Consider the following 23550-nt stretch of genomic DNA (forward strand, 5'->3'; position numbering starts at 1 on the left):
GGTAAAAGTGCGGGTAGAAAGTCGAGCCGCCCCGGGCAGTATCCATAAAAGACAATGCCTTGCATCCGTATTGCGGTGGAGACCCCAGCCTCCATTTCCCTGTTTTTCCGTGTTCCGGGGCGTTCCATACGCCCCTTTTTTTGGCCTCACAGAGCCATTCCTTTGTTTCCCCTTGTTTCAGATGGTGCGTGACAGTTGCGGGTAGATGTGGGTAGTGTTGTGGGTAACTACCCACAAGGACGGATCCTTTACCCACATGAGCCACGCTACCCATAAGCTCACCGCGGCCCAGGTGAAGCGCTCGAAGTACGAAGGCCGGGCATTCAAGCTGGCGGACGGGCAGGGCCTGACCTTGGTGGTGAACCAGCACGGCCGGTACTGGCAGCTGCGCTACCGCATTGGCGGCAAGGAGCGCACGTACAGCATCGGGACGTACCCCGAGGTCTCGCTGGCCGAGGCCAGGGAGGCAAAGGACGACGCTCGGCAGCTGATCAAGGATGGCGTGGACCCTGTGGCGCACCGGCGCGCGCGGCGCTGGGCGAACGTGCAGACGGCCGAGGATACGTTCGAGGGCTTGGCGCGTGAGTGGTGGGATACCCTGCACCGGCACGACACCGTACAGAAGCATGCAGAACGAAACCTGCGCCGCCTGGAGCTCTATGCGTTTCCGCTGCTGGGGCGCCGACCAGTGCGCGAGCTGACCGCCGGCGAGGTGCTGGAGGCGCTGCGCGTCCCTGAGCGGCAGGGGCGTCTGGATACCGCTCACCGGGTCCGCGCGCTGATCGGGCAGGTTATGCGCTACGGCATCCCGACCGGGAGAACCGAGCGCGACGTGACCCAGGATCTGAAAGGCATGCTCCGCTCGCCCAGGGTGAAGCACCACAAGGCGGTACTGGATCTGGACCAGCTGGCCGCCATGCTTCGCGCAATGGACGACTACAGCGGCACGGCCACGGTGCGCGGCGCGCTGCGCCTGGCGCCGATCCTGTTCTGCCGGCCGGGCGAGCTTCGCCAGATGCGTTGGTCGGATCTGGAGGGCGAGGTCTGGCACTTCCAGCCGTCCAAGGACGGTGACCCGCTTCTGACGCAGCTACCGCGCCAGGCGCTGCAGATCCTCGAGGAGATGCGCGCGCTCAACGGCCGCAGCGAGTACGTGTTCCCGTCGATGCGTGGCCGGGGCCGCCCCATGAGCGAGAACACGATCAATGCGGCCCTGCGCCGGATCGACTTCGCTGAGCAGAGCGGCCACGGGTTCCGGGCAGTGGCGCGCACGATCCTGGTGGAGCGTCTTGGCTGGCCGGTGGAGATCGTGGAAATGCAGCTGGCCCACCGCGTGCGCGACATGCACGGGCGGGCCTACAACCGGGCGCAGTGGTACGACCGGCGCCGAGACATGCTGCAGGAGTGGGCTGACTGGCTGGACGACCTCAAGCGCCCCGGCTGACAGGCACCGCGAACCCGCCAACGCGCCGGATTTTCGGCTCGCCCCTGGGCTTCGGTGCATTCTGGAACCGGATCTCGCCGGTGGTGTACGTGTCCAGCCAGCGCCGCAGCTCGTGGACCGAGACGCCCAGGGACTTCGCCGCCCCGCGCTCGGTCTGGCCGGCCTCGGCGCATTGCATGACGTGCTTGTAGTGGCCGATGTTGAGGCGGGTCACGACTGACCCCCTGGTGCCGGCAGCAGCGCCGGCATTTCGCCGGTCTGGTACGCGCGCTCGATCTGCGGCCGCATCCAGGCCCCGGCAGTCTGGCCATCCGGTAGTTGGATGTGTGCCAGGAATTCTCCCTCGAACTCCGTGATGCCGCTCTCGACCGCCTCCAGCTTCGCCTTGATAACCAGGGCCAGCGCGCGCCAGCGTTGCCGGCAGGCCTGTTCCCATGCTTTGTGGGCTGCACTCTCGCTTCGGGCGCGGCCGGTATCTGTCTCGGTGAACAGGTGCGAATGGCGATCCGGCATTGGAAGGTCGAACCGGATACGGCGGTCATTCATTTGGAACGCCACGACTGCGCGATCGCCTTCCCAGCCATACATGAACGAACTCGCGTTGTAACGCTGCAAGATCCGCTCGATCTCCGCGCGGCTGCGGTCGCTGGTTACGTCCGTTTGGGCTGCGTAGCGGCTCACGACGCACCCCCTTCCGTATTGGGCGGAGTCCATCCCATTTCCTTCAACTTTTCCCGGATGGCACCTTCGTGCTCTGCTGCTACTAGGTTGTACGAGACGGTTGCCACATGGGAATCTTTTACAGTGTGGGCTTCCGGCTTCGGCGCGGCGGCGAGCATGGCCGAAAGAAACTCGGACACAACGCTCAATCGCGCCTCCTCATGCTCGGGAGGCCCGATCACCGCAAAGCTGCCATTGGGCGCGCGCATGACGACGTGGCCAGTGCCTTCCAAGTCAACGCGCCACCCCTCCGGCACCGGCTGGGATTGCCGCAGCCGCTCGTTCTCCGTGCGCAGGCGTTCGATCTCGATCTGGTATGCCGCGCCCTCGCAGTACCCCGCGCAGTGCGGGCCTTTGTGTTTCTCGTCCATTACGCACCTCCCGTAGACCCGAACCCACCGCCGCCCCGCTCGCTGGCCTCGAACTCCTCGACCACGCGGAACTGCGGCTGGATCACCGGGACGATCACCAGTTGGGCGATGCGGTCGCCGGGGTTGATCAGGAACGGGTCCGCGTCCGGCATTGGGCCCGCTGTACTCCATCGGACCTCCTGAATACGGTTCCACGCAGAGACCATGAGCGGCCCCTGATAGTCGCTGTCGATCAGGCCGACCAGATTGCCCAGCACAATCCCATGCTTGTGGCCCAGCCCGGAGCGGGGCAGGATCATTGCGGCGTAGCCCGGGTCGGCGATGTTGATTGCGACCCCGGTTGAGATCAGCTCGCAGTCACCGGGGTATAGCTCCAGTTCGTGATCCACCATCGCCCGCAAATCCACGCCAGCCGATCCCTCGGTGGCCGGCGCGGGCAGCGGGTACTCCGTGCCGATGCGCGGGTCCAGGATCTTGAGGTCAATCTGCATGGGCCGTCTCCTTCGGTACTGTGCTCAGTAGCTCCTCCTCGGGAAGCCACCAGAATGATTCGGATACAAGCATCAGGTCTCCGGCCTCGGATACCCACCGGCCTTTACTCGGCTGCCATGTCCACAGCTTGCCGGACAGGCAGTGCCCGAATATGTCGTCGGCATAGGCCAGAACCGCAGAGAAGGGGCGCTCGGCATCCGGTCGCTCTGTGTGCGGTCGCCAGTTCACCTTCGCATCAGCTTTCATAGGGCTCTTCCTTCGCCGCACACTCCGCAGCCAGCGCGGAATAGGCGACCTGATCGGTGTAATCGTCCTCGCGGTAGGCGCCGCCCGCAGCGCGCGACATCTTGAGCGTGGCCTGGAACTGCCAACCCATCGTCTCGCTGATCGGGTCCAGCCCTTCCGCGATGCGTCGGCGGATCATGTCGCCATAGATCGCGTTGAAGCCCGCGACGCACCGCCCCATGCTGCGCTCACCTTCCGGCGTATCCCGACTGGCGGCGCGGTCCCGCATTTCGGCAGCGGCCCGGCGCAGGTAGCACGGGGCGCTCTTGTCGTCTGCGGGGCACTCGACCACGGACGGGCTCATGTGGCCGGGCCAGTCCTCGTCTTGGATGTGGTTCGGGTCCATGGCGCCGGCAGTGTCGAGGCCAGCGGTCGGGCCGATCTTCTCCGGGGCGCCCATCACGCACCTCCTGAATATGCGATCGCGCGCTGCATGCGAGTCTCGTCAGCGCGGTTCCAGTACCAGTCCTTGCAGCGCTGTCCGCAGAACGCATGCTGGTACGACCGCTTGCGCTGCGCCTTGCCGCACGCCGGGCAGGCGATTTGCTCGCCGGTCTTGGCGGCCTTGGCCTTCGCGTATGCGTGCTTGATCCCGGCGCGCTGCGTGCGCTCCATTTCGCGCTCGTGCTCCCCGATCTCGGCCAGGTATTGCGCTTCGCTCGTGTCACCCATCACGCGATCCCCCGCACCGGACTGAACGGCACGTCGTCGTCCAGCGGACCGCCGCCGGTCTGCGCCGGGGCCTGCTGCGGCTGCTGTCCGCCGCCCTTGCCGCCGATCAGCTGCATTTCGTGGGCCACGACCTCGGTGCTGTAGCGGTCGTTACCGCTCTGGTCCTGCCACTTGCGGGTTTGGATCTTGCCCTCGAGATAGACCTGCGAGCCCTTCGCGAGATACTGGGCCGCGATGTCCGCTAGCTTCCCGAAGATCACTATCCGGTGCCACTCGGTTTCCTCGCGGTCTTCGCCGCTGTTCTTGTCCTTCCACCGCTCGCTGGTGGCCAGGCGAAGGTTGGTTACGGTCACGCCGTTCGGGGTCTCGCGGCGCTCCGGGTCTTGGCCCAGGTTGCCGAGCAGAATTACCTTGTTGACTCCACGGGCCATCAGTTCGTCTCCTTTTCCTGTTCGATTCGACGGCGCACTTCCTCGCGGTCGACGCGCATGTCGTCCGGCGCTGTGATGCCGACTCGTACCTGGTTGCCCTTGACCCCAAGCACCTCGACTTCGATCTCGTCTCCGATCAGTAGGCGCTCGCCGGGTCTGCGACTCAAAATGAGCATGTTTCCGTCTCCCTGGTTGAATAGGTGGATGGCGCGGGCCGGTCGCTACTCCGGCTGTGGCTGATTCAGGGCTCGTCACCGGCTTTCGCCTGTCGTGTCCCCGCGCTGCCAACGGCACAGATGCCTTGTTTTAAGTGCTGCACCCTTCGCACTGGACGCGTGTCTGCTTTCCACGCCGCCGCGCCATCCGGTGGTGTGCTCTGTCAGTGGCTGGCCTCTCACCAGCCCGCCGGTTATCCCGGACCCCCTGACCTCGCCATCTACGCTCCCCAACTGCGCAGAACACACCCCGCATGCCGCGGTAAAAGTGCCTGCTTGACCGGACCCCGGCAGGCGCGGGGTGGGCTGCGGCCGGTCTCCGCGGGGGGGGGTTATGCCGCCTCGCAGCGCTCCGAGTCGCGGACGTAGGCGATATGCCGGATCAGGGCGTCGCAGATCGCGTCAAAGTCCCGCTCGCGGTACAGCACGGCGCGGCCCTTCTTCTCGGCAGCCGGGATGCCCAAGGTTGACTCGATAAAGTCGCCGTTGAGCGTCAGTCCCAGGCGCGCGGTGATGTCGCCGATCTTGAGCGTGGCGGGCGCGTCCGGGTCCGGATTGGAATGCGTTGTATGCGGCTCGTCGTTCCAGCACTCCGGGTCGGCGCATGGCGGCCCCCCGTGATTGCCGTCGCACTTGCCTGCTTCGCGTCGTTGAGCCTCCTCGGATTCGTGGCGCTCCTTGGCCTGCTGGGCGCGCTCGTCGTTCTCTCGGCGCTCATGCTCGGCTTTGACGTGATCCGCGATGCGTGCCTTGGCCGCGGCTTCCATGTCGTCGGGCGCCTTGTGGACCAGCTGCAGGCGATCCGGGAACAGGGTCGGGTAGTCGGCGGCGATCTCGTCGAGGCGCTTGGCGTTGGCGCGCACGCGCTCAGCGGTGGCGCTGGCCTTCATCTTGGCGTCGAATAGGGCCGCGTCGGCGGCGTCCTGTAGAGTCGCCACGGTTTTTTTGCCCTTCATCGCGTCAGCAATGGTCTGGCCTGTTTCCGGGGGTGTCGCCAGATCAATTCCGTCGGGCAGCCCGGCGTTCAGCTTGGCGTAGTGCGCGATGATTGCGTCCACTGCTTCCTTCTTGATCTCGTAGCGAACCTCCTCCTTGCGGTTCTTCACGGACTTCTCGAGGTTCAGGCGGGTGTTGCGCGTCTCCTCGCGGATGTCGTCGATCGTGCGGAACAGGCGGTCCAGGTCCTCGGTCTGCGACAGCGCGTGGTCCTTGGCGGCCTGCAGCCGGGTCTCCACGTCCTTGGCCCATTTCACGGTGGCCTCGGCATCGGCGAAGTCCTGGTCCGTCTGCAGGTCGGTCTTGATCCCGCGAATCACGGCCATGGCCGCCTCGCGGAACTCCTCGACGTTGGAGGCGGAGACCTGACCGCTGACCTCGATATGCAGGGCGGGAAGGGTGCCCGGTGCGCTGCCCGTGGCTTCGGCCTTGCGTTCGCGCGGCTGGTACTCGGCCAGGTCGGCGTCGAACTGCTGCCAGCCGCCGAGCAACTTGGCGGCGTCCTCCGGGTCCAGCTGGACGCTGGTGCTGATCGTGCCCTCGTCGGTGCCGTCGGTGACGGTATAGATGCACCGCTGCGCGCCGGTGATGAGCAGCTGCTGGACGACCTGCCAGTAGTCGCAATCGGGAACGATTCCGTTGCGCACGTCCCCGGCCTTCTCAGCATTCCACTGCTTGCACTCCCAGATGGTGGTGCCTTCCATGTTCAGGCCGTCCAGGGACGCCAGCAGGTAGCCGTCGTCGTCCACCACGGTGACCGGGAACAGGGTCTCGCCGATGCGGCCCTCGATGATTGGGCGGGCTTTGGCCTCGACCTCATGGCCCTTGTCGAACACGCGCTGCAGCTGGGGCGAAACCTCCGGGGTATCGCCGGTCGCCTTCTGCCTCAGCAGCTCTTTCCGGCTGGTGTGGCTGGAGACGCCCATCATGGCCGGGGCGTCCGATGCCGTGCGGTGCTTCGCTCGAATGTCCAGCCATTCCTGGCTGCCCTGCTTTACGTTGAGGATCTTCATGCGGGTTCTCCCTCGTTCTCGCGCAGCCATTCACCGTCAATGGCCTCGGGTTCGTCGGTGTTGCCGGCCTGGCGGATCGCATGGCGCTGTTCGTCGGTGAGCTGCCAGCGGGTCTCGGCCATGCTGATTACCTGCTCGGCATCCATGCGCCCGGAATCAATCGCGCCGGCCCAGGCGTTCAGCTGTTGCTGAAACTCGTCGTCGGTCAGGTGCTGCAGGGCGGGGGGCTCGGGTTCCTGCTGCTCGTATCCCAGCGCGCCCTTCTGGTCGAACTGGAACTGCATGGCGTTGTTGTCGTGCTCGATCACGCTTTGCAGCGTGTCGTTCTGGTGTGGCATCTGCTTGTACAGGCGCTTGAGCACGCCCTTGATAGCGAACTGGTCGTACCAGTTGGTCCAGCCCGGGCCGTTGCTGGACTTCGATGCCTCCCGGATCTTCTCGATGTCGCGGCGCGGCATCACCTCGCGCTTGATCTCGCCGTTCGAGAGCTTGGCGATGGCGTAGGCGGCAATCACGTTGCCCGGGTCCTCTGCGCCCAGGTAGGGCTCATGCTCAATGCGTGGCTCGTCTCCGCGGGCGAAACGGAAATGGTCTTTCTCGTACACCGCAGCAGCGTCGATGTACTTCGCGCCGGACTCGTACATCTTCGCCAGCAGGCCGCCCACCATCGGCATGTACTGCGCTTTTTTCACCCACTGCGGGTTCTGCCTGTTGCCGACGTTGGTGTTGTAAATCTGGATCGTCGCTTCCCGATCATCCGGCAGCAGGCCATCCTTCGCGGAGAGCATGAACGCGCCGAACAGGCTCTGTCGGTCGGCTTCGAGTAGATCGGGGCGCATGCCGACCACGGTGATAGCCGTTCGGATGAAGCGGTCCGGGTCGATCTCTTTCGGGAGCTGCTTGGCGATCTCGCTCCGCATCGACTGCATCGAATTGCGGAACTGCTGCATCGGGCTCGGGTGGTGGTTGTCTCGGTTCATGTTGTCCTCCGTGGTCATTCGCCTGCCGACGGCAGGTTGTCGATCCATGCCTCCACGTCCTTGCGGCGCCAGGCGATAGTGGTGGTGCCACCTACTGCGCGCGGTTCCGGGAACTCTCCCTGGCGGCGCAGGCGGTACAGCGTGGTGCGGCCGAGGCCGGTCATTCGGAGCACGTCGCTCTGCCGCAGTAGCTCGGGCTGGACCTGCTTCATGCCAGGGCCCTCCGCTCGGCCTCATCCTCTGCAGCGAGCTGCTTGCGGTTGGCGATGCGGCTTTCGGCGGCCTCGGTGATGAGCTCGTCCACCGTCTTGTCCCAGTCGCCATCGCGGATCACTTCCAGCAGCGCCACGCTGTCGCTGGAGATTTCCGATTTCGCGGCCTCGAGCTCGTCGCGCTCGGTGTCGTCTTCCGGCCCGAGGTTCCAGATATAGGGGGTGATGCACGGGTAGCTCATTTGCGGTTCCTCCAGGCTTCGATGGCGTCGGCGACTCCGGCCAGCACGGCGAATACCGCGATGAACGGGGCGACGTAGAGCAGAAGGGCCATGGCCGTCTCGATAGGGGTCATTTCTCGCGCTCCTGCCACTGTGATTGCGCAGCGCAGAGCTCACGGCGCACCTCGCCCAAGGTGATGTCGTCTGTGGGTTTCTTGAGTGATTCCAGACGGGAGACCAGGAGCGCGACCGCTCCGGTAGGCATGTCGCCAACCCCATGGACTTGTTGCAGCGTCGCGAGCATGTCGCGGGTGAAGTTGGCGTCTTGCATGACGTGGCTCCGTCCGTGTCGTTGGATCAATTACAGACTAATCTGTAACGGAAGTCAACAGGGGCGTTTGTATTTTTTGTCCCTATAGCCGGACTGGCCAGCAGGGCGCGATGTGGCTACGATTCAGGGAAAATCAGGGAGGGGTAGGAATGAGCGGAGAAAAGCGAGCATCAAAGGTCACCCTGGCGACGCTGATTGCAGCGTGCGTGACCTTTGTGGCGGGGATAATACTTGGCGCGGCCTGGGAGAGTCGCGAGGGGTCCTACCGAACGGTGGATGAGTGCGTGCTGGAGAACTACCCGGGCGGCGGGGCCATGGAGATAATGGCGCTGGAACGGCTTTGTGGGAAGGTTGTGCGCGCCCGGTGATCAGGGCCGGCTGGAGCGGTTCGTGCGAATCCGCACGGCCTCCATCTCGCCGTAGGTGAACTCCATCAAGCGGTCCCCCAGGTACTCGGACAAACCCTTGCCCTCGATCGCGGCCAGGGCCGACAGGTCGCAATAGAGCTGTTCGGGAAGGTTCACCTTGGCGGTGTGGTCATTCGGGCCAAGGTCGCGGGGCAGGGTGCGTCCGCTACGGGAGAACAGGGGCTCGTCGGTCATCGTAGATTCCGTTTGTGCTGGACGACCGGGCCGATCAATGTGCCCGGGTTCGATGAGTCAATGGTGATGCTCGCATAGTCGGGGTTCATCGGGACCAGCTCGTAGACAGGGTGCCCCAGCTCGTCGCGCCCGCGATCCCGGTACTTCTTGACCGTTGCCTCGGTGTCGCCATTGACCTTGGCCACCACCACGTCGCCAGGCCGCACGCAGGCGTCCGGGTCCACGAAAATAATCTCTCCCTCTCGGAACTCCGGCTCCATGGATCGGCCCCGGATCTCGAGCGCAAAGGTGTGGGGCCCCATGACCTCGGCCGAAACGGGATCCAGCCATTCGTGCCGGTGCCCGTCGCCGCGTTCGTATGCGTCCACGATCTCGCGTGGGGCGCCGGCCTCCACGTAATCGATCACCGGAATTCTCCTGGCCTTCGGCACCGTCGGAACAGCGTAGACCTCTGCGCCAGCATCCGCTACAGCGTAGGGGCTGCCGCTATGTTTACCTTCTCGCCAACCAGGGAAGTGTTCGTCAAGCACGTCCTCCATGTCGTATGGCGTGGCGAAGGGTGCGCCATACGTGCCGCCCGGAAGTCCCTCGACGAATTGCAGCAGCTGATCGTGCTCCGATTCATCGGGGTCGAAGTCCCGCAAGAAACGTTGGATGGCGTCGTTGGCCGCTGAGCCAAGGGTGCTGCTGTGATCTTCTGGGCGCCCCATCGATCCGGCCCCGGTCTCCAGCCAATCAGTCGAGACACCCATTGCCTTTGCAAGCGCATGCGTATGGCGCGAGCCCTTCCCGCGGCTGCACAGGTATTGGACTGTCTGCTGCTTCACCCCCGCCTTATTGGCGAGCTCGGTTTGCGTCAGCCCTGATGCATTCAGAGCTCGGCGCATGCGTTCTGCGAAAGATTCCATGCGCTCGATTCTACAAACGGTTTGGTGTTGTGTCGCACACATGCCGCTGTTGACGGAATACAAACTGGTCTGTATTGTTTTGGTCATGGACAGACCAATCGATAAAGCCCTGGCCGCTTGTGGCGGCAACCAGTCTGAGCTCGCGCGTCGCATGGGCGGAAAGGTCCGTCAGGCGCACGTCTGGCACTGGCTCAAAACCGGGGTGATCCCGGCCGAGCGGTGCCGAGCCATGGAGCGGGCAACAGGCATCCCCGCAAACGAGCTTCGGCCCGACATCTTCGGCACCGATTCCGACGCAGCCTGACCCGAAATCTCAACCGGGCCGGGCACCCCGGCTCGCACTGCAGGAGCACAACGATGATGGACCCGAACATGAGCCGGTCGATTAGCCGGACCTCGGCCGGCAAAGCCACCGAGGAAATCAAGGTGCGCGTCTCGGAAGACGTGAAGTCGGAACTGGCTGCCCTGGCTGCGGTACATGGCTACTCCCTTAGCGAGTATTGCCGGGTCGCTCTGACGACCCACACCCGCGGTCATTTCCATGTCTTGCAGCTTGCCGTGGGCGCCCGTGATTCGGAAGGGCGGGAATAGTCCCGCGACACGGGCACAAAAAAGCCCCGGCTGGCGGGGAAGGCCAAGTGCCGGGGCTTTATCAACTCACGAGGGGATTATGGCACAGATCAGGATGACTTCAATACCGGCGCCGAGGGCGCTGGCATGAATCACTACCGCCACCACATTGGCGACTACCGCAAGGACACGTCGCACCTGTCCCTGCTGGAGCATGGCATCTATCGCCAGGCGATCGACCTGTACTACCTGAGCGAATCCCCCCTGCCTTCGGATATGTCGCGCCTTATGCGTTTGCTATGCGTTCGCACTGCGGACGAGGAGCGAGCCCTGTGCGCAGTGCTTGAGGACTTCTTCACGCTGACGGATGAGGGCTACGAACACGCCCGATGCAAGCGGGAACTAGAGGCCATTTACGAGAAATCCGAGAAGGCCAGGGAGTCCGCGCAGAAGCGGTGGGGCAAGGAAAAACAAGAAGTTAAGCCCCGAAAGTCGCAGAAAGATACAGGCGCAATGCGAACGCATAGCGAAAGCAATGCGAACGCAATGCTACCCAGTAACCCAGTAACCCAGTACCCAGTACCCAATAAAAACCATGGGGCGAATCCTTCGGATCGCCCTGGTGAAAAAAGGCGCGCGAAGTTCACTCCGCCTTCAGTCGATCAGGTCGCCGAGTACTGCCGCGAGCGTGGCAACCATGTCGATCCCCAGCAGTTCGTGGATTTCTACGAGGCCAAGGGCTGGATGGTCGGCAAGAACAAGATGCGCGACTGGAAAGCCGCCGTGCGCACCTGGGAAAAGAACCGAGGAAACGCCAATGAAAGCCATCAGCGATCTGGCCAGCCAAGTGGCCGAACAAAGCGCGTCGCCGACGCCCTCGACGACATCATCCGAAACGGACTGGAGCCCGCTGCCGAGTCAGTGGGTGGCGGCACTGTTCCGCAAGTTTCAGGCGCGGTACGGCCACCGCTGGACGTCGGCTATCGAGGGCATTGAGCGCGTGGCGGTGCAGGAGTGGGCCGAAGGCCTGCAGGGCATGACGCCGGAGCAGACCCAGCAAGGGCTCGAGACCTGGGATAGCGAGTGGCCCCCGACGCTACCCGAGTTCCGCGATGCCTGCATTGGCAGGAAGTCTGGCAAGAACGAGTTCGGCCTGGACTACACGCCGCAGTACTACCGGGGCGGAACGGTGGACAAGGCCAAGATGCTGCCAGGGCCGAAGACAGAGGAAAACCGCGCCCGAGCATTGGACGAACTGAGCGCGATGAAGAGAATCATCGGAGGTGCAGCATGATGCGAATCGAAACACCGGCCAGCCGGCCTACCGACCCCCATACCAGCGCAATCGCCGAGCGGTCCATGACCGAGAGCGGCGCACGTCAGGCGCAGATCCTGATCGCGGCCAAAGCCGTTCGCGAGCACCCCGGTGTCAACAGCTCGGAGCTCGCCCGCCTGACCGAGCTGGACCGTCACATGCTGGGCCGTCGCCTGAGCGAAGCCGAAACCGCCGGCCTCGTCGAGCGCGGCGATCCTCGCACGGACCCAGTGACCGGCCGCCCCGGCGTGACCTGGTGGCCGAAGGGGGTGGCGTGATGGATGACGTGACAAAAGAAGAGGCGCTTGAGGCTTTGGACTCGATGGAAGATTACTCGGACGCTCGGGGGGTTGACCCAATGCGCATGGATCGGCTTGCGGATCAGGTTCGGCGCTACATCGAGCAATCCCGACCGAAAGGCCAGTGCCGCCGATATTACGGCGGCTGGGGTGTGGCGTACTACCGGGGAGCAGTGGATGAAGCGCTGAGAGAGTGCGATCAAATTGAGCGCGCCCTTCGTGTGGAGCAGATCGCCCTGAGGGGCAGGCTGGAGCAGTTCGAGCGCCTGGTTATCGCTCTCGAGAATCCGCCGGAAGGGGACGCCTGATGGACGAATGGCAATACGAAATGGCCGAGCGCGAGGAGCGCCGGGCTCGCGATCAGGCTGTTGAGGCAGCCCGCGCAGCCGACCAGAGCCCAGCCCCGGAGTGGGATGGCGACACCGCGTACTGCCCGCAGTGCGGAAACGAGAACACCGCCCGGGCCAAGATCGGGCGCGGTCGCTGTATCGACTGCCAGGAGATCCACGACAGCCTGAGAAAGCGGGGGCTGGCATGAAGCCCGGCGTGAAAGATACCCGCGAGTATCGCCTGACGGGCGGCCGGCGCGTGACGGTGGGCGACGTGGCGCGCGAGGCGGGGATCACTCGCGAATGCGCCAGGAGCCGTCTGCGCAGCTCGCGAGACCCTTCGGTGGTGTTCGCCAAGCCCCGGCCCTCGGTCCCTGTGTACGAGCTGAGTGACGGCACACGCGGCACCAGTGCGCAGCTGGCGAAGATGGCCGGTATCAGCCAGGGGCAGATGACCGTCCGGCTGCGCGAAAGCCGCAACGCCGAGGAGGTGCTGCGGGGCAACCGGCACAAGCTGCGCGACTTCGGCTGGCACCTGCCGGATCATCGGCTGCAACTGGACGGCACGCCGAGCTTCGATGACGAGGTGCGGGCGTAATGGGGCGGATGGCGGAAAGGCTCAACCTGCGCAGTCGCGTGGATCGTCAGCGCGGCACGCTTCAGGAGTGGCAGGAGCTGGCGTTGAACCTGGGCGAGCGGCTGGATGAAGCCAACGACCTGGCGGAGATCCAGCGCCTGATGCTCAAGGAGGCGCACGAGGAAATCGACCAGCTCAAGCATGACTTGACGCGGGCGCGCAGAGGGGGCGTGGCATGAGCGAGTGGATGCTGTGCGGATGCGGGCACCGGTTCCCCTCGGATCTCGGAAAGCACGGGTGCCCGAACTGCTGCGGAGACTATGGCCCGGCAGACTATGGGCCGGCTGGTTCTGCGGTGTACGACTGCCACAACCATCCGCGGCGCGAAGCCGTCGTGTCGGAGCACGAGGTTCAGGTGGGTTGGTCGCGAGACGGCCGCAGGATCATGCGCGACCACCGGACGGAGTGGGCCGTGGTCCAGTGCGGGCACGACCAGCCTCACCAGGACGCGAAGTGCGCAGGGTGCTTTTGGATGCACAACGGTGATGCGGAATGAGCCTCACACGATACCGACTCACTGACGGGAGCGAATGGACGGCGCGCGAGATTGCGGACCTGACCGGTGTAACGCCGGCGCGGGCCCGGGACCGGCTTCGGCAGTCCAGGGAGCCGCACCGGGTGCTGGCGCGCAAAGGGCTTCGGGCCCGGCGTTCGCAGCCCGAGACGAAGCAGCCGAGCATGCGCGTGATGGACCTGACGCCGGGGTGTTCATCGTGAGTGCGCATGTGATCCGCACCGAGGCCGACCGCGAGCGGTTGATCCGGCTGCTGCAGGGCCGCGATCTGCCGATGACGGTATCCGTGCGGGCTGGAGCTCAGCGCAGCGTCGAGCAGAACCGCCTGCAGCGCCAGTGGATCAACGAGGCGGCCGAGCAGCTGGGCGACGAGCCCGAGGCGATCCGAGCCTACCTCAAGCTGCGCGTCGGTGTGCCCCTGCTGCGCGATGCGCACGAGGACTTCCGGGCGCAGTACGACGCGACGGTGAAGCCGCTCCCCTACGAGAAGAAGATCGAGATCATGCGTGAGCCGATCGACTTTCCGGTGACGCGCCTGATGACGGTGCGCGAGAAGACCGAGTACCTGGAGCGCGTGTACCAGCACCTGAGCGAGCAGGGCGTATTCCTGACGGACCCGAACCTGGGCGCTCGGTCGAGGGCGGTGGCATGAGCACGATCCGCGAGGCCGCGAGAGGCCAGACCTGCACGCTGCGCCTGCCGGGTGTGTGCAGCGGCGACCCCGGCACGACGGTCTTGGCGCACCCGCCGATCTGCAATGGCGGTATGGCGCTCAAGGGGGCGGACATCGACGGCTCATTCGCTTGTGCCAACTGTCACGACGTGGTCGACGGACGGGCTGCGGCCGAGCACCTGAGCACCGAGGACATTCTGTGGTCCTGGATCCGAGCCAGCCAGGAGACCCGGGGACGACTGGTGCGCATGGGATTGATTCGTCACTCCGGAGAAAGCACGCGAAGGGAGGTGGGCGATGACGAGTTCTGATCGGCTGTACCTCGGGATTGACCCTGGCGCGACCGGGTGCCTGGCGCTGCTGGATGCAGACGGCGGCTATATCGACCACCTGCTGATGCCTACGATCAAGATTGGCAGCCGCAACCGGGTGAACGGGGCTGCGGTGGCCCACTGGCTGCAGCAGTCCGGTGAGATCGCGCACGCATTCCTGGAGCGGGTTCAGTCGATGCCCAAGCAGGGCGTGGCCAGCACGTTCTCGTTCGGGCATTCCGCGGGCCTGGTCGAGGGCGTGGTCGCCGGTGCGGGAATCCCGCTCACCCTTGTGACGCCCCAGCGATGGAAGAAGCATGCCGGGTTGATCGGGAGTGACAAGGACGCGGCACGATCGCGCGCGGTTCAGCTGTACCCCGGGTTGCGGGCGCTGGACGCCAAGGGAAAGGGGCAGGCCCTGGCCGATGCGCTGCTGATTGGGCGCTATGGCGTAGGAGCGCCTGAGTGAATGACGACCGCGACCGCCAGGCAGCCGGCATGGTCGCGACGATGGAGCCGCTGGCGATCAAGACTTGGCTCATGGTGCAGGCCGACCGGCAGTACGCGGAAGACATGCGGCACCGGCTCAACAACGCATGGGCCGAGCAGAGAGCCGGAAACGGCCTGAGCGTGTGCGAGATCAACGACTACCTACTTCGGGAGCAGCAGGATGGGTGCGATGGCGATGATGAGTGACGAATGCGGCTTCGGCGGGCTGCGGTTCAAATCCGGCGAGCACTGCCTGCAGTGGGCGGAGGAGCAGCTGGCACGGGTGAAGTGCCGCGGGATCTACGCACAGATGGTCGGCGGGGCCGGGCAAGTTTCATGGGACGAGATCCAGGACTGCGCTCAGACCATCCTGGTGGCGCTGGGCGAGGTGGGCGACCACCGGGCTCGGGAGGCCTACCGCGCGGTGTACGGGGCGGAGCCTTCTGGCGGCCTGCAGACGTTGGTGGCGTTCGTAGGCGACTACCTGGGCAAGCACCTGGCCGGCCGGCGCCGGGAGGGCGACTACCTCGAGACGATCGGGGCGGTCGCAGTGATGCGGGCCCGGCAGCGCGGGCATGGATGGAAGGTGGCACCGCGGGGCGCCTATGCCCGGGAACTGGGAGTCACCCGGCAGGCGATCGACGGCCCCGGGCCCAAGGCGCTGATCGACGCAGCCGAGCAGGTGGTGGCGACATGGGTGGAGCGCGGCGAGCGGGAGTTTCTGGACGTGCTGCGGGCTAAGGGCGTGCCGGTGTAGAGTTGGGTCAAGATGGGACAGGAGGAGGTGGGATGAAGATCGACGGCTGGGTAGATACCGAGTTTCCGAGCAGCGAAGATCTGGATGGCCTGCGGAATGTTCTGGTGGGGCAGCGCATTGAGTCTGTCGAGGTTGTCGATGGCGAGGACATCGAGCGCATGTACCGCTTGATCGTCACGCTTGAGGGTGGTGGGAAACTGGAGGTTGAAGGCCAGGGCCCGGAGACCAGTGCTACGTTTGTAAGGGTGTCGCCAGCCCAAGGCGGTGAGTCGTGAGTGATGCGCGTTACAGGTATATGCACGACCCGAAGTTTCACCAGCTGGTGACGATGCTGGAAGGGTGTCTCGGGCAGGAGGGGTTTTCCATATCGGACCTCCATGATGCGCTTGATCTTGCGGTAGCCAAGAGGGCTGAGCAGATTGCGAGAGATCAGATGGCGATGTTCGAGCGTAATCACCGACCACCAGTTGACCAACGCTGATGGATTGCGTAACCTGAATCCAAACTACCCGAACTGTCAGAGAGCCCCGTCGGCATAGCGCCCCGGGGCTTTCTTCGTTCTGGGTCCACAAGCCCCGAGGCATTGCGCCCGGGGCTTTTTCGTTTGAGCCCTCGGTGACGGGGATACTCGGAGGCAGCAATGCAGACGTATATCGGTGTGAAGCAGGTCCAGGCGGAGCCGCAGGAGCGCGATGGCGAACCCGGTTACCGCGTGGTGTACCCGGACGGCTACGAGTCGTGGAGCCCGGCCCGCGTGTTCGAGGCGCACTACCTGGGGCTGGGCGACGACCCGACGCGGATCACCGGGGATGCGCTGGAGAACATGGACGGCGGCGTTGAGATCAGCCGCATGGGCAACCATACCGTCGTCCGCCTGCAGCTGCGCTCGGGCTTCTCAATCATCGAGGAGTCGGCGTGCGTGGACCCGGACAACTATGACGAGAGCGTGGGCACCGAAATCGCGATGGAGAAGGCGCGCGACCAGGTGTGGGCCTACCTCGGCTTTGTGCTGGCCTGGGCACGCAACGGTCTGCGGGCGTCGTAATGAGCTACGAGGACATCGCGCGCGTTGCGCATGAGGCGAACCGCGCCTACTGCCTGAGTATCGGTGACGATTCGCAACCAACGTGGGAGGACGCGCCCGAATGGCAGCGTGATTCGGCAGTAGCCGGAGTGATCGCGCACCTGGAGCGTGACCTGACACCGGAGGAGTCGCACGAAAGCTGGATGCGGCACAAGGCCGAGGATGGTTGGGTGTACGGCGAGGAGAAAGACCCCGAAGCCAAGACGCACCCGTGCATGGTGCCGTATGAGCAACTGCCGGAGGAGCAGCAGGCCAAGGACGCGCTGTTCTCGGCCGTCGTTTCGGCGCTGGAGCCTCACCATGGCTGAGCGCCAGAAATACGACTGGGAGGCGATCGCCCGGGACTACAAGGCCGGGCAGCTGAGCCTGCGCGAGATCGGCAAGAAGCACGGGCCGACCGATGGCGCGATCCGGGCACGGGCCAAGAAGCACGGCTGGACCCGAGACCTGAGCGACGAGGTACGGCGCCAGGCTCGAAGCCAGGCTTTGCGCGAGGAGTTGCGCAGGCCCAACGCAAGCGATGAGGAGATCGTCGAGGAGGCCGCCAAGGTCGGCAGCCAGGTGATCCAGACGCACCGGCGCGATATTCGTGACGGGCGCGAGATCGTCGAGATGATGCTGGGCGAGCTCAAGGCAGAGTGTCAGCACCATGAGCTGCTGAGCGAGCTGGCCGAGCAGCGGATCGACGCTGACGACATGGATGCGCGGGCCGCCAACGCGGTGCGCCGTGCGGTGAGCCTTCCGGGCCGGGCCGGGACGATCCGTGACCTGAGCCAGTCCATGCAGCGGCTGGTCGCCTTGGAGCGCCAGGCGTTCAACCTGGACGAGCAGGGCAGCGGTGATGCCTACGAGGATCTGCTGCAACTGCTGAACGAATGAGCGACAAGCTCGAGGCCCTGCGAAGGCTGCGGGGCGACTTCCCGCTGTACTCGCGCAAGGCGCTGACGATTCGCGGGAAGCAGGGTGTCGGGCCGTTCAAGCTGAATGACGCGCAGATGTATTTGCACGAGCAGCTGGAGGAGCAGCTGGCGGCGACGGGGCAAGTCCGTGCGCTGGCGCTCAAAGGTCGGCAGCAGGGAGTGTCCACCTACGTTCAGGGCCGGTACTACTGGAAGACGACCGGTGGCTGGGGCAAGCGGGCGTTCATCCTCACGCACGAGGATGCGGCGACTGGCAACTTGTTCGAGATGACCAAGAGGTATCACGAGAACTGCCCGGTGCCGCTCAGGCCGAGAGCGCAGCGCGCCTCGGCAACCGAACTGTATTTCGACCGGCTGGACTCCGGTTACAAGGTCGGCACGGCCAAGACGAAAGGCACGGGCCGGTCGGGGACGCTCCAGTATTTCCACGGATCGGAGGTCGCCTGGTGGCCGAACCAGCGCGATCACATGGCGGGCGTGCTGCAGGCGGTGCCGTCCGGTGAGGCGGGCGAAGGCACCGAGATCATTCTGGAGACCACGGCAAACGGTGTCGGGGAGATGTTCCACGAGCTCTGGCAGCAGGCCGAGCGCGGGGCATCGGAGTTCATCCCCGTTTTCATCCCGTGGTTCTGGCAGAAGGAGTACCGGTCACCGGTGCCGGCCGGTTTCGAGCTGAGCCAGGACGAGCAGGAGTATCAGGCGCTGCACGGGCTCGAGATCGAGCAGATGGTGTGGCGCCGCAACAAGATCGAGACCGAGTTCGGCGGCGAGGCCTGGCTGTTCAAGCAGGAATACCCGGCGATCCCGGCTGAGGCGTTCCAGGTGCCGAATGCCCGGCCGCTGATTCACCCGGAGGACGTGGTTCGCGCCATGAGCCAGGCCAGCCAGCCGTCTGGGCCGAAGGTGCTGGGCGTGGACGTGGCCCGCCAAGGCAAGGACCGCTCGGCGCTCGCGCTGCGCCAGGGTCGCGTCGCGCACTTCGTCTCGGCCCGGCATGAGCCAGACCTGATGGCGGTGGCCGGCTGGGTCGCCAGTGTGGTGAAGCTGCACAAGCCTGACGCGATCCATGTGGACGCTTCCGGGGGCTACGGCGCCTCGGTGGTGGACCGGCTGCGCGAGATGGGCGTGCCCAACGTGGTCGAGGTCCAGTTTGGCGGCCGCGCCCGGGAGCGCGACAAGTACAAGGACAAACGCTCGGAGATGTGGGGCGAGATGAAGGAGTGGTTTGCGCGAGGCGCGGTCAGCGTGCCGAACCAGGCCGACCTGCAGACCGACCTGCTGGCTCCGCAGCACGGGCACGACAGCTCTGGCCGCATGTGGCTGGAGCGCAAAGAGGACATGGCGAAGCGCGGCGTATCCAGCCCCGACAAGGGCGATGCGCTGGCGCTGACCTTCGCTGAGCCGGTGATGGCGCAGCAGCAACCGCACGTAATCGCACAGCGCGAATACCGACCGGCATCCGCCGCGGGGTACTGATGGAAGCACACGACGAGGACAACACGACGCCGGAAGCACTCCGGCGCCGGATGACCCGTATTGGTCAAAGGCTGCGCGCGCAGTGGGAGACCGAGGCGGTGCCCGAGCGGGAGGAGACCGAGCGGCGCTGGCTGGACGACCTGTACCAGTACCGCAGCGAGTACACCGAGGAGGAAAAGGCCCGGATGGAGGGCTCCAAGGTGTTCCCGCCGGCCACGCGCAAGAAGGTGACCACGATCGCCTCGCGCCTGCGTGACCTGCTGTTCCCGGCCAATGAGGACGCGAACTGGACGATCCGGCCGCCGAAGCACCCGAACCTGCGCCCGGACGACGCGCAGCGCCTGCAGCAGATGCTCCAGCAGCACCAGGAGCAGCAACAGATGGCGCATATGCAGGCGATGCAGCAGGGGCAGGAGCCCCCGCAGCCCGAGCCGCTGGACGTGGAAGCCCTGCAGCGCGAGATCGTCGAGGAACGCTGCGACCTGATGAAAGAGAAGATGGAGGCGCAGCTGCAGGATGGCCGCTATGCGGAGATCGCCGGTGGCGGCGTAATCCTGAGCGCCTGCATCTACGGCACCGGCCTGCTGAAAGGCCCGCTGGTCGATGTGCGCTATGAGCCGCACTACGTCCCCGACGGCATGGGCGGCTGGGCCGAGCAGAAACAGGAGATCGTCAAACCCTACTTCGAGCGCGTGGCCGTCTGGGACGTGTACCCAGACATGAGCGCGACCGACTGGCACGACGTGCGCTACGTCTACCAGCGCCACCCGATGCCCCGGCATGACCTGATCGACTTGGCCGAGCGCCCCGATTTCGATGGCGAGGCGATCCTGGAATACGTCAAGTCCGTGCGCAACGGCGACATGCTCGACCGCGGCAAAGACGTGGAGTTGCGCGCCCTCGGCTACCGCTCCCAGGTGGATGCCAACGGCTCCGGGCGCTACGAGGTGCTGGAGTTCTGGGGCGTGGTGCCCGTCGAGGATCTGATGGAGGTCCTGCCCGACGAGGAATCGCTGGAGTCCGTCGATGAGGTCTGGGCCAACGTATGGCTGCTGGGGCCGTATGTGATCAAGGCAGTGCTGAGCCCGGCCCCGGGCCGCAAGCATCACCCGTTCCATGCGTTCCAGTTCGATGTCGGCGACGACACCAGCCTGTTCGCGCACGGCGTTCCCAGTCTGATGCGCGACGACCAGCGGATGCTGGGCGCCAGCACCCGGGCGATGCTCGACAACGCGGCGATCGCCAGCGGCCCGGTGCTGGAGGTCAACATGGCCGCTATGGCGCCGGGCGAAAAGGCCGACTCGGTGTATCCGCGCCGGATCTTCTACCGCAACAGCACGGGACAGGAGGCCGCGTACCCGGCGGTGCGTGAGATCCCGATCAGCTCGCACATGGGCGAGTACCTGAACCTGATCCAGCTGGCCGAGGGATGGGTCCACGAGCACACGGTGCCGTCGTACCTGGAGGGACAGGGCACCGGAACATCCGGCGCCCAGGGCACTGCGGCCGGCCTGTCCATGCTGATGGACGCGGCCAATATCGAGCTCAAGACCCTCGCGCGCAACTTCGACGACGGCATCACCAAGCCGTTCATCCGGGCGCTGTACGCCTGGAACATGGAGATCGGCGACGACGACGCGGTGAAGGGCGATTACGACGTGGACGCGCGCGGCAGCTCCGCCCTGGTGGCGAAGGCCATGCGCGCCAACAAGCTCGACCAGTTCGCCATGACTGCCGCCGGCCTGCCGGATGCCCAGTGGATCAAGTGGGACGAGCTGCTGCGCCAGCGCCTGGCCGCACATGACCTGGCCGACGACGACCTGATGCTGACGCCCGAAGAACACGCGCAGCAGATGGAAGCCCAGCAGCAGGAACAGCAGCTGGAGAAACAGCTGGAGCAGATGCGCCTGGAGCTCGACCAGATGAAGGTCCAGTCCGAAGCCGTGTGGCGCGAGGCGCAGGCGATCAAGGCCCAGGCCGATGCGCAGTGGTCCCAGGCGCGCGCCGCCAAGACGCAGGCCGAAACCGAGGTCGGCGTGGCCGATGCGCAGATGAGCATGCAGGAGCGCGCTATGGGAGGCATGCGGTGACGCCCGAGTTCGCCGCCTGTCTGCAGGCCGATCCGCGCACCCGCAAGGCGTACCGCGAGGCACTGGAGGCTCAGTTCCAGTGGGTCAGTGACCGCCTGGTAACCGCAGGCCCCGACGATTTTCAGCGATGGCAAGGCCGCGCCATAGAGGTGCGGGACCAACTACGAAAACTGGAGGAATCCAATGAAGGATGAGTTCGAGTCCGCTTGGGACGAAGACGACGACACCCAAACCACCGCGCCCGAGGCGGATGCCGAGGATACGCAGGAGACCGATGAAGCCGAGCTGGAAGGTCAAGACGACCGCGGCGAGGCCGAGGACAAAGCGAACGCGGACGAGCCCGGAGAAGAAGCGGGCGAGGATGAATCCGGCGAGGCAGCCGACGAGCAAGAGGGCGAGCAGGGCGAAGGCGAGGGCGAGGAGCCCGACCCCGACGAACTGAAGCGCCGGCTCGAAGCAGCCGAGCAGAAGATGAAAAGCTGGGACGGACGGCTGAGCAAGGAAGCCCGAGAGCGCGCCCGTCTCGAGCGAGAAAACCAGGAACTGCGCCAGCGATTGCAGCAAGGCGCCACCGCCCCGGGGACGGATAGCGGTCAGGCGGCGAGCGGCGATGCGGCGCAGTCTCCCGGCGGAGTCAGCCCCGAGCAGGATACTGACACCGAGAGCGACGAGGAGCTGAAGCGTTTCCGAGAGGAGTTCGGAGACGACCTGGCTACCTTCGTCGAAAAGCGAGCGCGGCAGATTGCCGCGGAGCAGGCACAGCAGGCGCAGTCTAGCCTGGAGCAGCGCCTGACCCCGCTTGAGCAGGCACAGAAGGAGGCTGCGGATCTTCAGCACCAGCAGGCGATCCTGGCCGAGCATCCGGATGCGTCCGAGATTGCGGCCAGCAATGAGTTCCTGGACTGGATTGATTCGCAGCCGGACTACCTGCAGCCCGCCATGCGACAGGTCGTGCAGAACGGTTCCGCCGCACAGGTGAACCAGCTGCTGAGCCAGTACAAGACTGCGAACCCGGCCAAGCCTGCCCCGAGCAATGAACGCCAGCGTCAGAAGGCGCAAAACGCTCGTGCGGTGCCGTCTCGGTCGTCCGCCCCGCCCCGGCGGAAGGCAGACGATTTCGAGTCGGCTTGGGATGAGTTCTGATTCTGAAACGAGGTAACCGACAATGAGTAATCCGACGACCTACGGGGACATCTCCCCGCGTACTGCGGCCTATGCCGCCAAGGAAATGCTGCGTCGCGGCATTCCCTATCTGGTGCTGGAGCGCTTTGGCCAGTCCAAGCCGATCCCGCGCAACAAGACCGACACGGTGAAGTTCCGCCGTTACGAGGCCCTGGACCCCAGCCCGAACGCGCTGGATGAAGGTGTGACCCCGACCGCCAAGAAGCTGACCAAGACCGACTACCCGGCGCAGCTGACCCAGTACGGCGATCTGGTGGAGATCACCGATGTGGTGCAGGACACCCACGAGGATCCGGTGCTGAACGAATCGGTGGAGATCCTGGGCGAGCAGCAGGCCCAGATGATCGAGACCGTGCGGTACAACATCCTCAAGGCGGGCACCAACGTGTTCTTCGCCAATGGCGAGGATCGTTCCGAGGTGAACACTCCGGTGAGCCGGGCCCTGCAGCGCAAGATCACCCGGAGCCTGAAGCGCCAGAACGCGCGGAAGATCACTTCGGTGGTGCGCTCGACCCCGAGCTACGGCACCGAAGCGGTGGCCCCGTCGTACATCGGCCTGGTGCATCCGGACCTGGAAGGCGACATCCGCAACATGGATGGCTTCGTGCCGATCGAGAAGTACGGTTCGATGACGCCCTACGAGTCCGAGATCGGCAAGGTCGAGGACGTGCGCTACGTGTCCAGCACGATCTTCCAGCCGTTCGAGGGTGAGGGGTCGGCCACGCTGAACGATATGCTGTCTGCGGACGGCGACAACGTGGACGTGTACCCGATCCTGTACATCGCCAAGGATGCGTTCGGTCTGGTGCCGCTTAAGGGCCAGGGTGCCGTCACTCCATCGGTGGTCAACCCGTCCAGCCGCGACAAGGCCGACCCGCTGGGTCAGCGTGGTTTCGTGGGCTGGAAGTCCTACCAGACCGCCGTGATCCTCAACGATGCGTGGATGGTCCGCGCGGAAGTCGCCGCCACCGAGTAATCGGCAGCGGTAACCCCTGAGAGGGCGCCTTCGGG

Annotated in this window: 42 protein-coding genes; 26 read left to right on the forward strand and 16 right to left on the reverse strand. The window is 65.1% G+C overall.

What is annotated here, in order from left to right; genetic code table 11:
- Positions 1-256 precede the first annotated feature (256 nt).
- Entirely contained in the window at positions 257-1444 is a 1188-nt protein-coding gene (locus C995_RS0111555) for an integrase arm-type DNA-binding domain-containing protein (protein ID WP_018865080.1), read from the forward strand.
- Here the strand turns inward: C995_RS0111555 and C995_RS0111560 are convergent.
- The 14 genes from C995_RS0111560 to C995_RS0111635 all read right to left on the reverse strand — a co-directional run bounded on the left by C995_RS0111560 (position 1428) and on the right by C995_RS0111635 (position 8383).
- Entirely contained in the window at positions 1428-1658 is a 231-nt protein-coding gene (locus C995_RS0111560; RefSeq protein WP_018865081.1) for a hypothetical protein, read from the reverse strand. The genes C995_RS0111555 and C995_RS0111560 overlap by 17 nt on opposite strands.
- Positions 1655-2125 carry a hypothetical protein gene (locus C995_RS0111565; protein WP_018865082.1) on the reverse strand — a complete coding sequence of 157 codons (471 nt, stop codon included), beginning with the start codon at positions 2123-2125 and terminating at the stop codon, positions 1655-1657. The genes C995_RS0111560 and C995_RS0111565 overlap by 4 nt, the downstream gene beginning before the upstream one ends.
- Positions 2122-2535 (reverse strand): hypothetical protein, encoded by a 414-nt coding sequence (locus tag C995_RS0111570; RefSeq protein WP_018865083.1) that lies wholly within the window; start codon positions 2533-2535, stop codon positions 2122-2124. The genes C995_RS0111565 and C995_RS0111570 overlap by 4 nt, the downstream gene beginning before the upstream one ends.
- Positions 2535-3026, reverse strand: a complete 492-nt coding sequence (dut, locus tag C995_RS0111575; protein WP_018865084.1) for a dUTP diphosphatase — start codon at positions 3024-3026, stop codon at positions 2535-2537. Before dut ends, C995_RS0111570 begins: the two co-directional genes overlap by 1 nt.
- A complete protein-coding gene (locus C995_RS0111580; RefSeq protein ID WP_018865085.1) occupies positions 3016-3273 on the reverse strand; it encodes a hypothetical protein in 258 nt (85 codons plus the stop codon). The genes dut and C995_RS0111580 overlap by 11 nt, the downstream gene beginning before the upstream one ends.
- Entirely contained in the window at positions 3263-3712 is a 450-nt protein-coding gene (locus tag C995_RS0111585) for a hypothetical protein (protein WP_018865086.1), read from the reverse strand. Before C995_RS0111585 ends, C995_RS0111580 begins: the two co-directional genes overlap by 11 nt.
- Positions 3712-3984 carry a hypothetical protein gene (locus C995_RS13610; RefSeq protein WP_018865087.1) on the reverse strand — a complete coding sequence of 91 codons (273 nt, stop codon included), beginning with the start codon at positions 3982-3984 and terminating at the stop codon, positions 3712-3714. The genes C995_RS0111585 and C995_RS13610 overlap by 1 nt, the downstream gene beginning before the upstream one ends.
- Positions 3984-4415, reverse strand: coding sequence for a single-stranded DNA-binding protein (gene ssb / locus C995_RS0111600; protein WP_018865088.1), 432 nt, complete (start codon positions 4413-4415; stop codon positions 3984-3986). The genes C995_RS13610 and ssb overlap by 1 nt, the downstream gene beginning before the upstream one ends.
- Positions 4415-4591 (reverse strand): carbon storage regulator CsrA, encoded by a 177-nt coding sequence (gene csrA, locus C995_RS14090; protein WP_018865089.1) that lies wholly within the window; start codon positions 4589-4591, stop codon positions 4415-4417. The genes ssb and csrA overlap by 1 nt, the downstream gene beginning before the upstream one ends.
- Before the next feature lie 371 nt (positions 4592-4962).
- Positions 4963-6639, reverse strand: coding sequence for a lambda-exonuclease family protein (locus C995_RS0111610; protein WP_018865090.1), 1677 nt, complete (start codon positions 6637-6639; stop codon positions 4963-4965).
- Positions 6636-7619, reverse strand: coding sequence for a recombinase RecT (locus tag C995_RS13615; RefSeq protein ID WP_196800154.1), 984 nt, complete (start codon positions 7617-7619; stop codon positions 6636-6638). Before C995_RS13615 ends, C995_RS0111610 begins: the two co-directional genes overlap by 4 nt.
- Positions 7620-7633: 14 nt before the next feature.
- Positions 7634-7831 (reverse strand): AlpA family transcriptional regulator, encoded by a 198-nt coding sequence (locus C995_RS0111620; RefSeq protein WP_018865092.1) that lies wholly within the window; start codon positions 7829-7831, stop codon positions 7634-7636.
- Positions 7828-8073: a hypothetical protein gene (locus C995_RS0111625; protein ID WP_018865093.1), complete on the reverse strand. Its 246-nt coding sequence runs from the start codon at positions 8071-8073 to the stop codon at positions 7828-7830. Before C995_RS0111625 ends, C995_RS0111620 begins: the two co-directional genes overlap by 4 nt.
- A 109-nt stretch (positions 8074-8182) precedes the next feature.
- Positions 8183-8383: a hypothetical protein gene (locus C995_RS0111635; protein ID WP_018865095.1), complete on the reverse strand. Its 201-nt coding sequence runs from the start codon at positions 8381-8383 to the stop codon at positions 8183-8185.
- Between the two features lie 149 nt (positions 8384-8532).
- Between C995_RS0111635 and C995_RS0111640 the strand changes: the two genes are divergently transcribed.
- Entirely contained in the window at positions 8533-8751 is a 219-nt protein-coding gene (locus C995_RS0111640) for a hypothetical protein (RefSeq protein WP_018865096.1), read from the forward strand.
- On the opposite strand, the gene C995_RS0111645 is transcribed toward C995_RS0111640, so the two are convergent.
- Positions 8752-8985 carry a hypothetical protein gene (locus C995_RS0111645; RefSeq protein ID WP_018865097.1) on the reverse strand — a complete coding sequence of 78 codons (234 nt, stop codon included), beginning with the start codon at positions 8983-8985 and terminating at the stop codon, positions 8752-8754. It abuts the gene before it with no gap.
- Positions 8982-9893: an XRE family transcriptional regulator gene (locus C995_RS0111650; RefSeq protein WP_231362426.1), complete on the reverse strand. Its 912-nt coding sequence runs from the start codon at positions 9891-9893 to the stop codon at positions 8982-8984. The genes C995_RS0111645 and C995_RS0111650 overlap by 4 nt, the downstream gene beginning before the upstream one ends.
- Here C995_RS0111650 and C995_RS0111655 point away from each other — a divergent pair.
- The 24 genes from C995_RS0111655 (at position 9892) to C995_RS0111775 (ending at position 23515) form a co-directional block, all read left to right on the forward strand.
- A complete protein-coding gene (locus C995_RS0111655) occupies positions 9892-10197 on the forward strand; it encodes a YdaS family helix-turn-helix protein (RefSeq protein WP_304412330.1) in 306 nt (101 codons plus the stop codon). The genes C995_RS0111650 and C995_RS0111655 overlap by 2 nt on opposite strands.
- 68 nt (positions 10198-10265) lie before the next feature.
- The gene (locus C995_RS0111660; protein WP_231362427.1) at positions 10266-10484 is read left to right on the forward strand and encodes a hypothetical protein; all 219 of its coding nucleotides are present in this window, start codon (positions 10266-10268) and stop codon (positions 10482-10484) included.
- A 126-nt stretch (positions 10485-10610) separates the two neighbouring features.
- On the forward strand, positions 10611-11459 hold the full coding sequence (locus C995_RS14095; RefSeq protein WP_081618900.1) for a YdaU family protein: 849 nt from the start codon (positions 10611-10613) through the stop codon (positions 11457-11459).
- A 4-nt stretch (positions 11460-11463) separates the two neighbouring features.
- The gene (locus tag C995_RS14100) at positions 11464-11757 is read left to right on the forward strand and encodes a hypothetical protein (RefSeq protein WP_026279089.1); all 294 of its coding nucleotides are present in this window, start codon (positions 11464-11466) and stop codon (positions 11755-11757) included.
- Complete coding sequence (locus C995_RS0111675; protein ID WP_018865103.1) at positions 11754-12056, forward strand: helix-turn-helix domain-containing protein; 303 nt, start codon at positions 11754-11756, stop codon at positions 12054-12056. The genes C995_RS14100 and C995_RS0111675 overlap by 4 nt, the downstream gene beginning before the upstream one ends.
- The gene (locus tag C995_RS0111680) at positions 12056-12385 is read left to right on the forward strand and encodes a hypothetical protein (protein ID WP_018865104.1); all 330 of its coding nucleotides are present in this window, start codon (positions 12056-12058) and stop codon (positions 12383-12385) included. Before C995_RS0111675 ends, C995_RS0111680 begins: the two co-directional genes overlap by 1 nt.
- The gene (locus C995_RS0111685) at positions 12385-12615 is read left to right on the forward strand and encodes a hypothetical protein (protein ID WP_018865105.1); all 231 of its coding nucleotides are present in this window, start codon (positions 12385-12387) and stop codon (positions 12613-12615) included. The genes C995_RS0111680 and C995_RS0111685 overlap by 1 nt, the downstream gene beginning before the upstream one ends.
- A gap of 8 nt (positions 12616-12623) precedes the next feature.
- Entirely contained in the window at positions 12624-13004 is a 381-nt protein-coding gene (locus C995_RS0111690; RefSeq protein ID WP_156015514.1) for a hypothetical protein, read from the forward strand.
- 8 nt (positions 13005-13012) lie between these two features.
- On the forward strand, positions 13013-13222 hold the full coding sequence (locus tag C995_RS0111695) for a hypothetical protein (protein ID WP_231362428.1): 210 nt from the start codon (positions 13013-13015) through the stop codon (positions 13220-13222).
- Positions 13223-13535: 313 nt separating this feature from the next.
- Entirely contained in the window at positions 13536-13760 is a 225-nt protein-coding gene (locus C995_RS14255; protein ID WP_156015516.1) for a hypothetical protein, read from the forward strand.
- On the forward strand, positions 13757-14209 hold the full coding sequence (locus tag C995_RS0111705) for a hypothetical protein (protein WP_038081069.1): 453 nt from the start codon (positions 13757-13759) through the stop codon (positions 14207-14209). Before C995_RS14255 ends, C995_RS0111705 begins: the two co-directional genes overlap by 4 nt.
- The gene (locus C995_RS0111710) at positions 14206-14541 is read left to right on the forward strand and encodes a nuclease domain-containing protein (RefSeq protein ID WP_018865110.1); all 336 of its coding nucleotides are present in this window, start codon (positions 14206-14208) and stop codon (positions 14539-14541) included. The genes C995_RS0111705 and C995_RS0111710 overlap by 4 nt, the downstream gene beginning before the upstream one ends.
- Positions 14528-15010, forward strand: a complete 483-nt coding sequence (locus tag C995_RS0111715; RefSeq protein WP_018865111.1) for a hypothetical protein — start codon at positions 14528-14530, stop codon at positions 15008-15010. The genes C995_RS0111710 and C995_RS0111715 overlap by 14 nt, the downstream gene beginning before the upstream one ends.
- On the forward strand, positions 15007-15237 hold the full coding sequence (locus tag C995_RS0111720) for a hypothetical protein (RefSeq protein ID WP_018865112.1): 231 nt from the start codon (positions 15007-15009) through the stop codon (positions 15235-15237). Before C995_RS0111715 ends, C995_RS0111720 begins: the two co-directional genes overlap by 4 nt.
- Positions 15221-15787 carry a hypothetical protein gene (locus tag C995_RS0111725; protein ID WP_231362429.1) on the forward strand — a complete coding sequence of 189 codons (567 nt, stop codon included), beginning with the start codon at positions 15221-15223 and terminating at the stop codon, positions 15785-15787. The genes C995_RS0111720 and C995_RS0111725 overlap by 17 nt, the downstream gene beginning before the upstream one ends.
- A 32-nt stretch (positions 15788-15819) precedes the next feature.
- Positions 15820-16062 (forward strand): hypothetical protein, encoded by a 243-nt coding sequence (locus C995_RS0111730; protein WP_018865114.1) that lies wholly within the window; start codon positions 15820-15822, stop codon positions 16060-16062.
- 365 nt (positions 16063-16427) lie between these two features.
- On the forward strand, positions 16428-16832 hold the full coding sequence (locus C995_RS0111740; protein ID WP_018865116.1) for a Gp49 family protein: 405 nt from the start codon (positions 16428-16430) through the stop codon (positions 16830-16832).
- Positions 16832-17179, forward strand: a complete 348-nt coding sequence (locus tag C995_RS0111745) for a RyR domain-containing protein (protein ID WP_018865117.1) — start codon at positions 16832-16834, stop codon at positions 17177-17179. Before C995_RS0111740 ends, C995_RS0111745 begins: the two co-directional genes overlap by 1 nt.
- Positions 17172-17750, forward strand: coding sequence for a hypothetical protein (locus C995_RS0111750; protein WP_018865118.1), 579 nt, complete (start codon positions 17172-17174; stop codon positions 17748-17750). Before C995_RS0111745 ends, C995_RS0111750 begins: the two co-directional genes overlap by 8 nt.
- On the forward strand, positions 17747-19267 hold the full coding sequence (locus C995_RS0111755) for a hypothetical protein (RefSeq protein WP_018865119.1): 1521 nt from the start codon (positions 17747-17749) through the stop codon (positions 19265-19267). The genes C995_RS0111750 and C995_RS0111755 overlap by 4 nt, the downstream gene beginning before the upstream one ends.
- Positions 19267-21357 carry a hypothetical protein gene (locus tag C995_RS0111760; RefSeq protein WP_018865120.1) on the forward strand — a complete coding sequence of 697 codons (2091 nt, stop codon included), beginning with the start codon at positions 19267-19269 and terminating at the stop codon, positions 21355-21357. The genes C995_RS0111755 and C995_RS0111760 overlap by 1 nt, the downstream gene beginning before the upstream one ends.
- A complete protein-coding gene (locus C995_RS0111765; protein ID WP_018865121.1) occupies positions 21354-21551 on the forward strand; it encodes a hypothetical protein in 198 nt (65 codons plus the stop codon). Before C995_RS0111760 ends, C995_RS0111765 begins: the two co-directional genes overlap by 4 nt.
- Complete coding sequence (locus C995_RS0111770; protein ID WP_018865122.1) at positions 21541-22500, forward strand: hypothetical protein; 960 nt, start codon at positions 21541-21543, stop codon at positions 22498-22500. Before C995_RS0111765 ends, C995_RS0111770 begins: the two co-directional genes overlap by 11 nt.
- A 22-nt stretch (positions 22501-22522) precedes the next feature.
- The gene (locus C995_RS0111775; RefSeq protein WP_018865123.1) at positions 22523-23515 is read left to right on the forward strand and encodes a N4-gp56 family major capsid protein; all 993 of its coding nucleotides are present in this window, start codon (positions 22523-22525) and stop codon (positions 23513-23515) included.
- Positions 23516-23550: the final 35 nt, after the last annotated feature.

It is taken from the genome of Thioalkalivibrio sp. ARh3 (assembly GCF_000377265.1).
GTDB classification, from domain to species: domain Bacteria; phylum Pseudomonadota; class Gammaproteobacteria; order Ectothiorhodospirales; family Ectothiorhodospiraceae; genus Thioalkalivibrio; species Thioalkalivibrio thiocyanoxidans.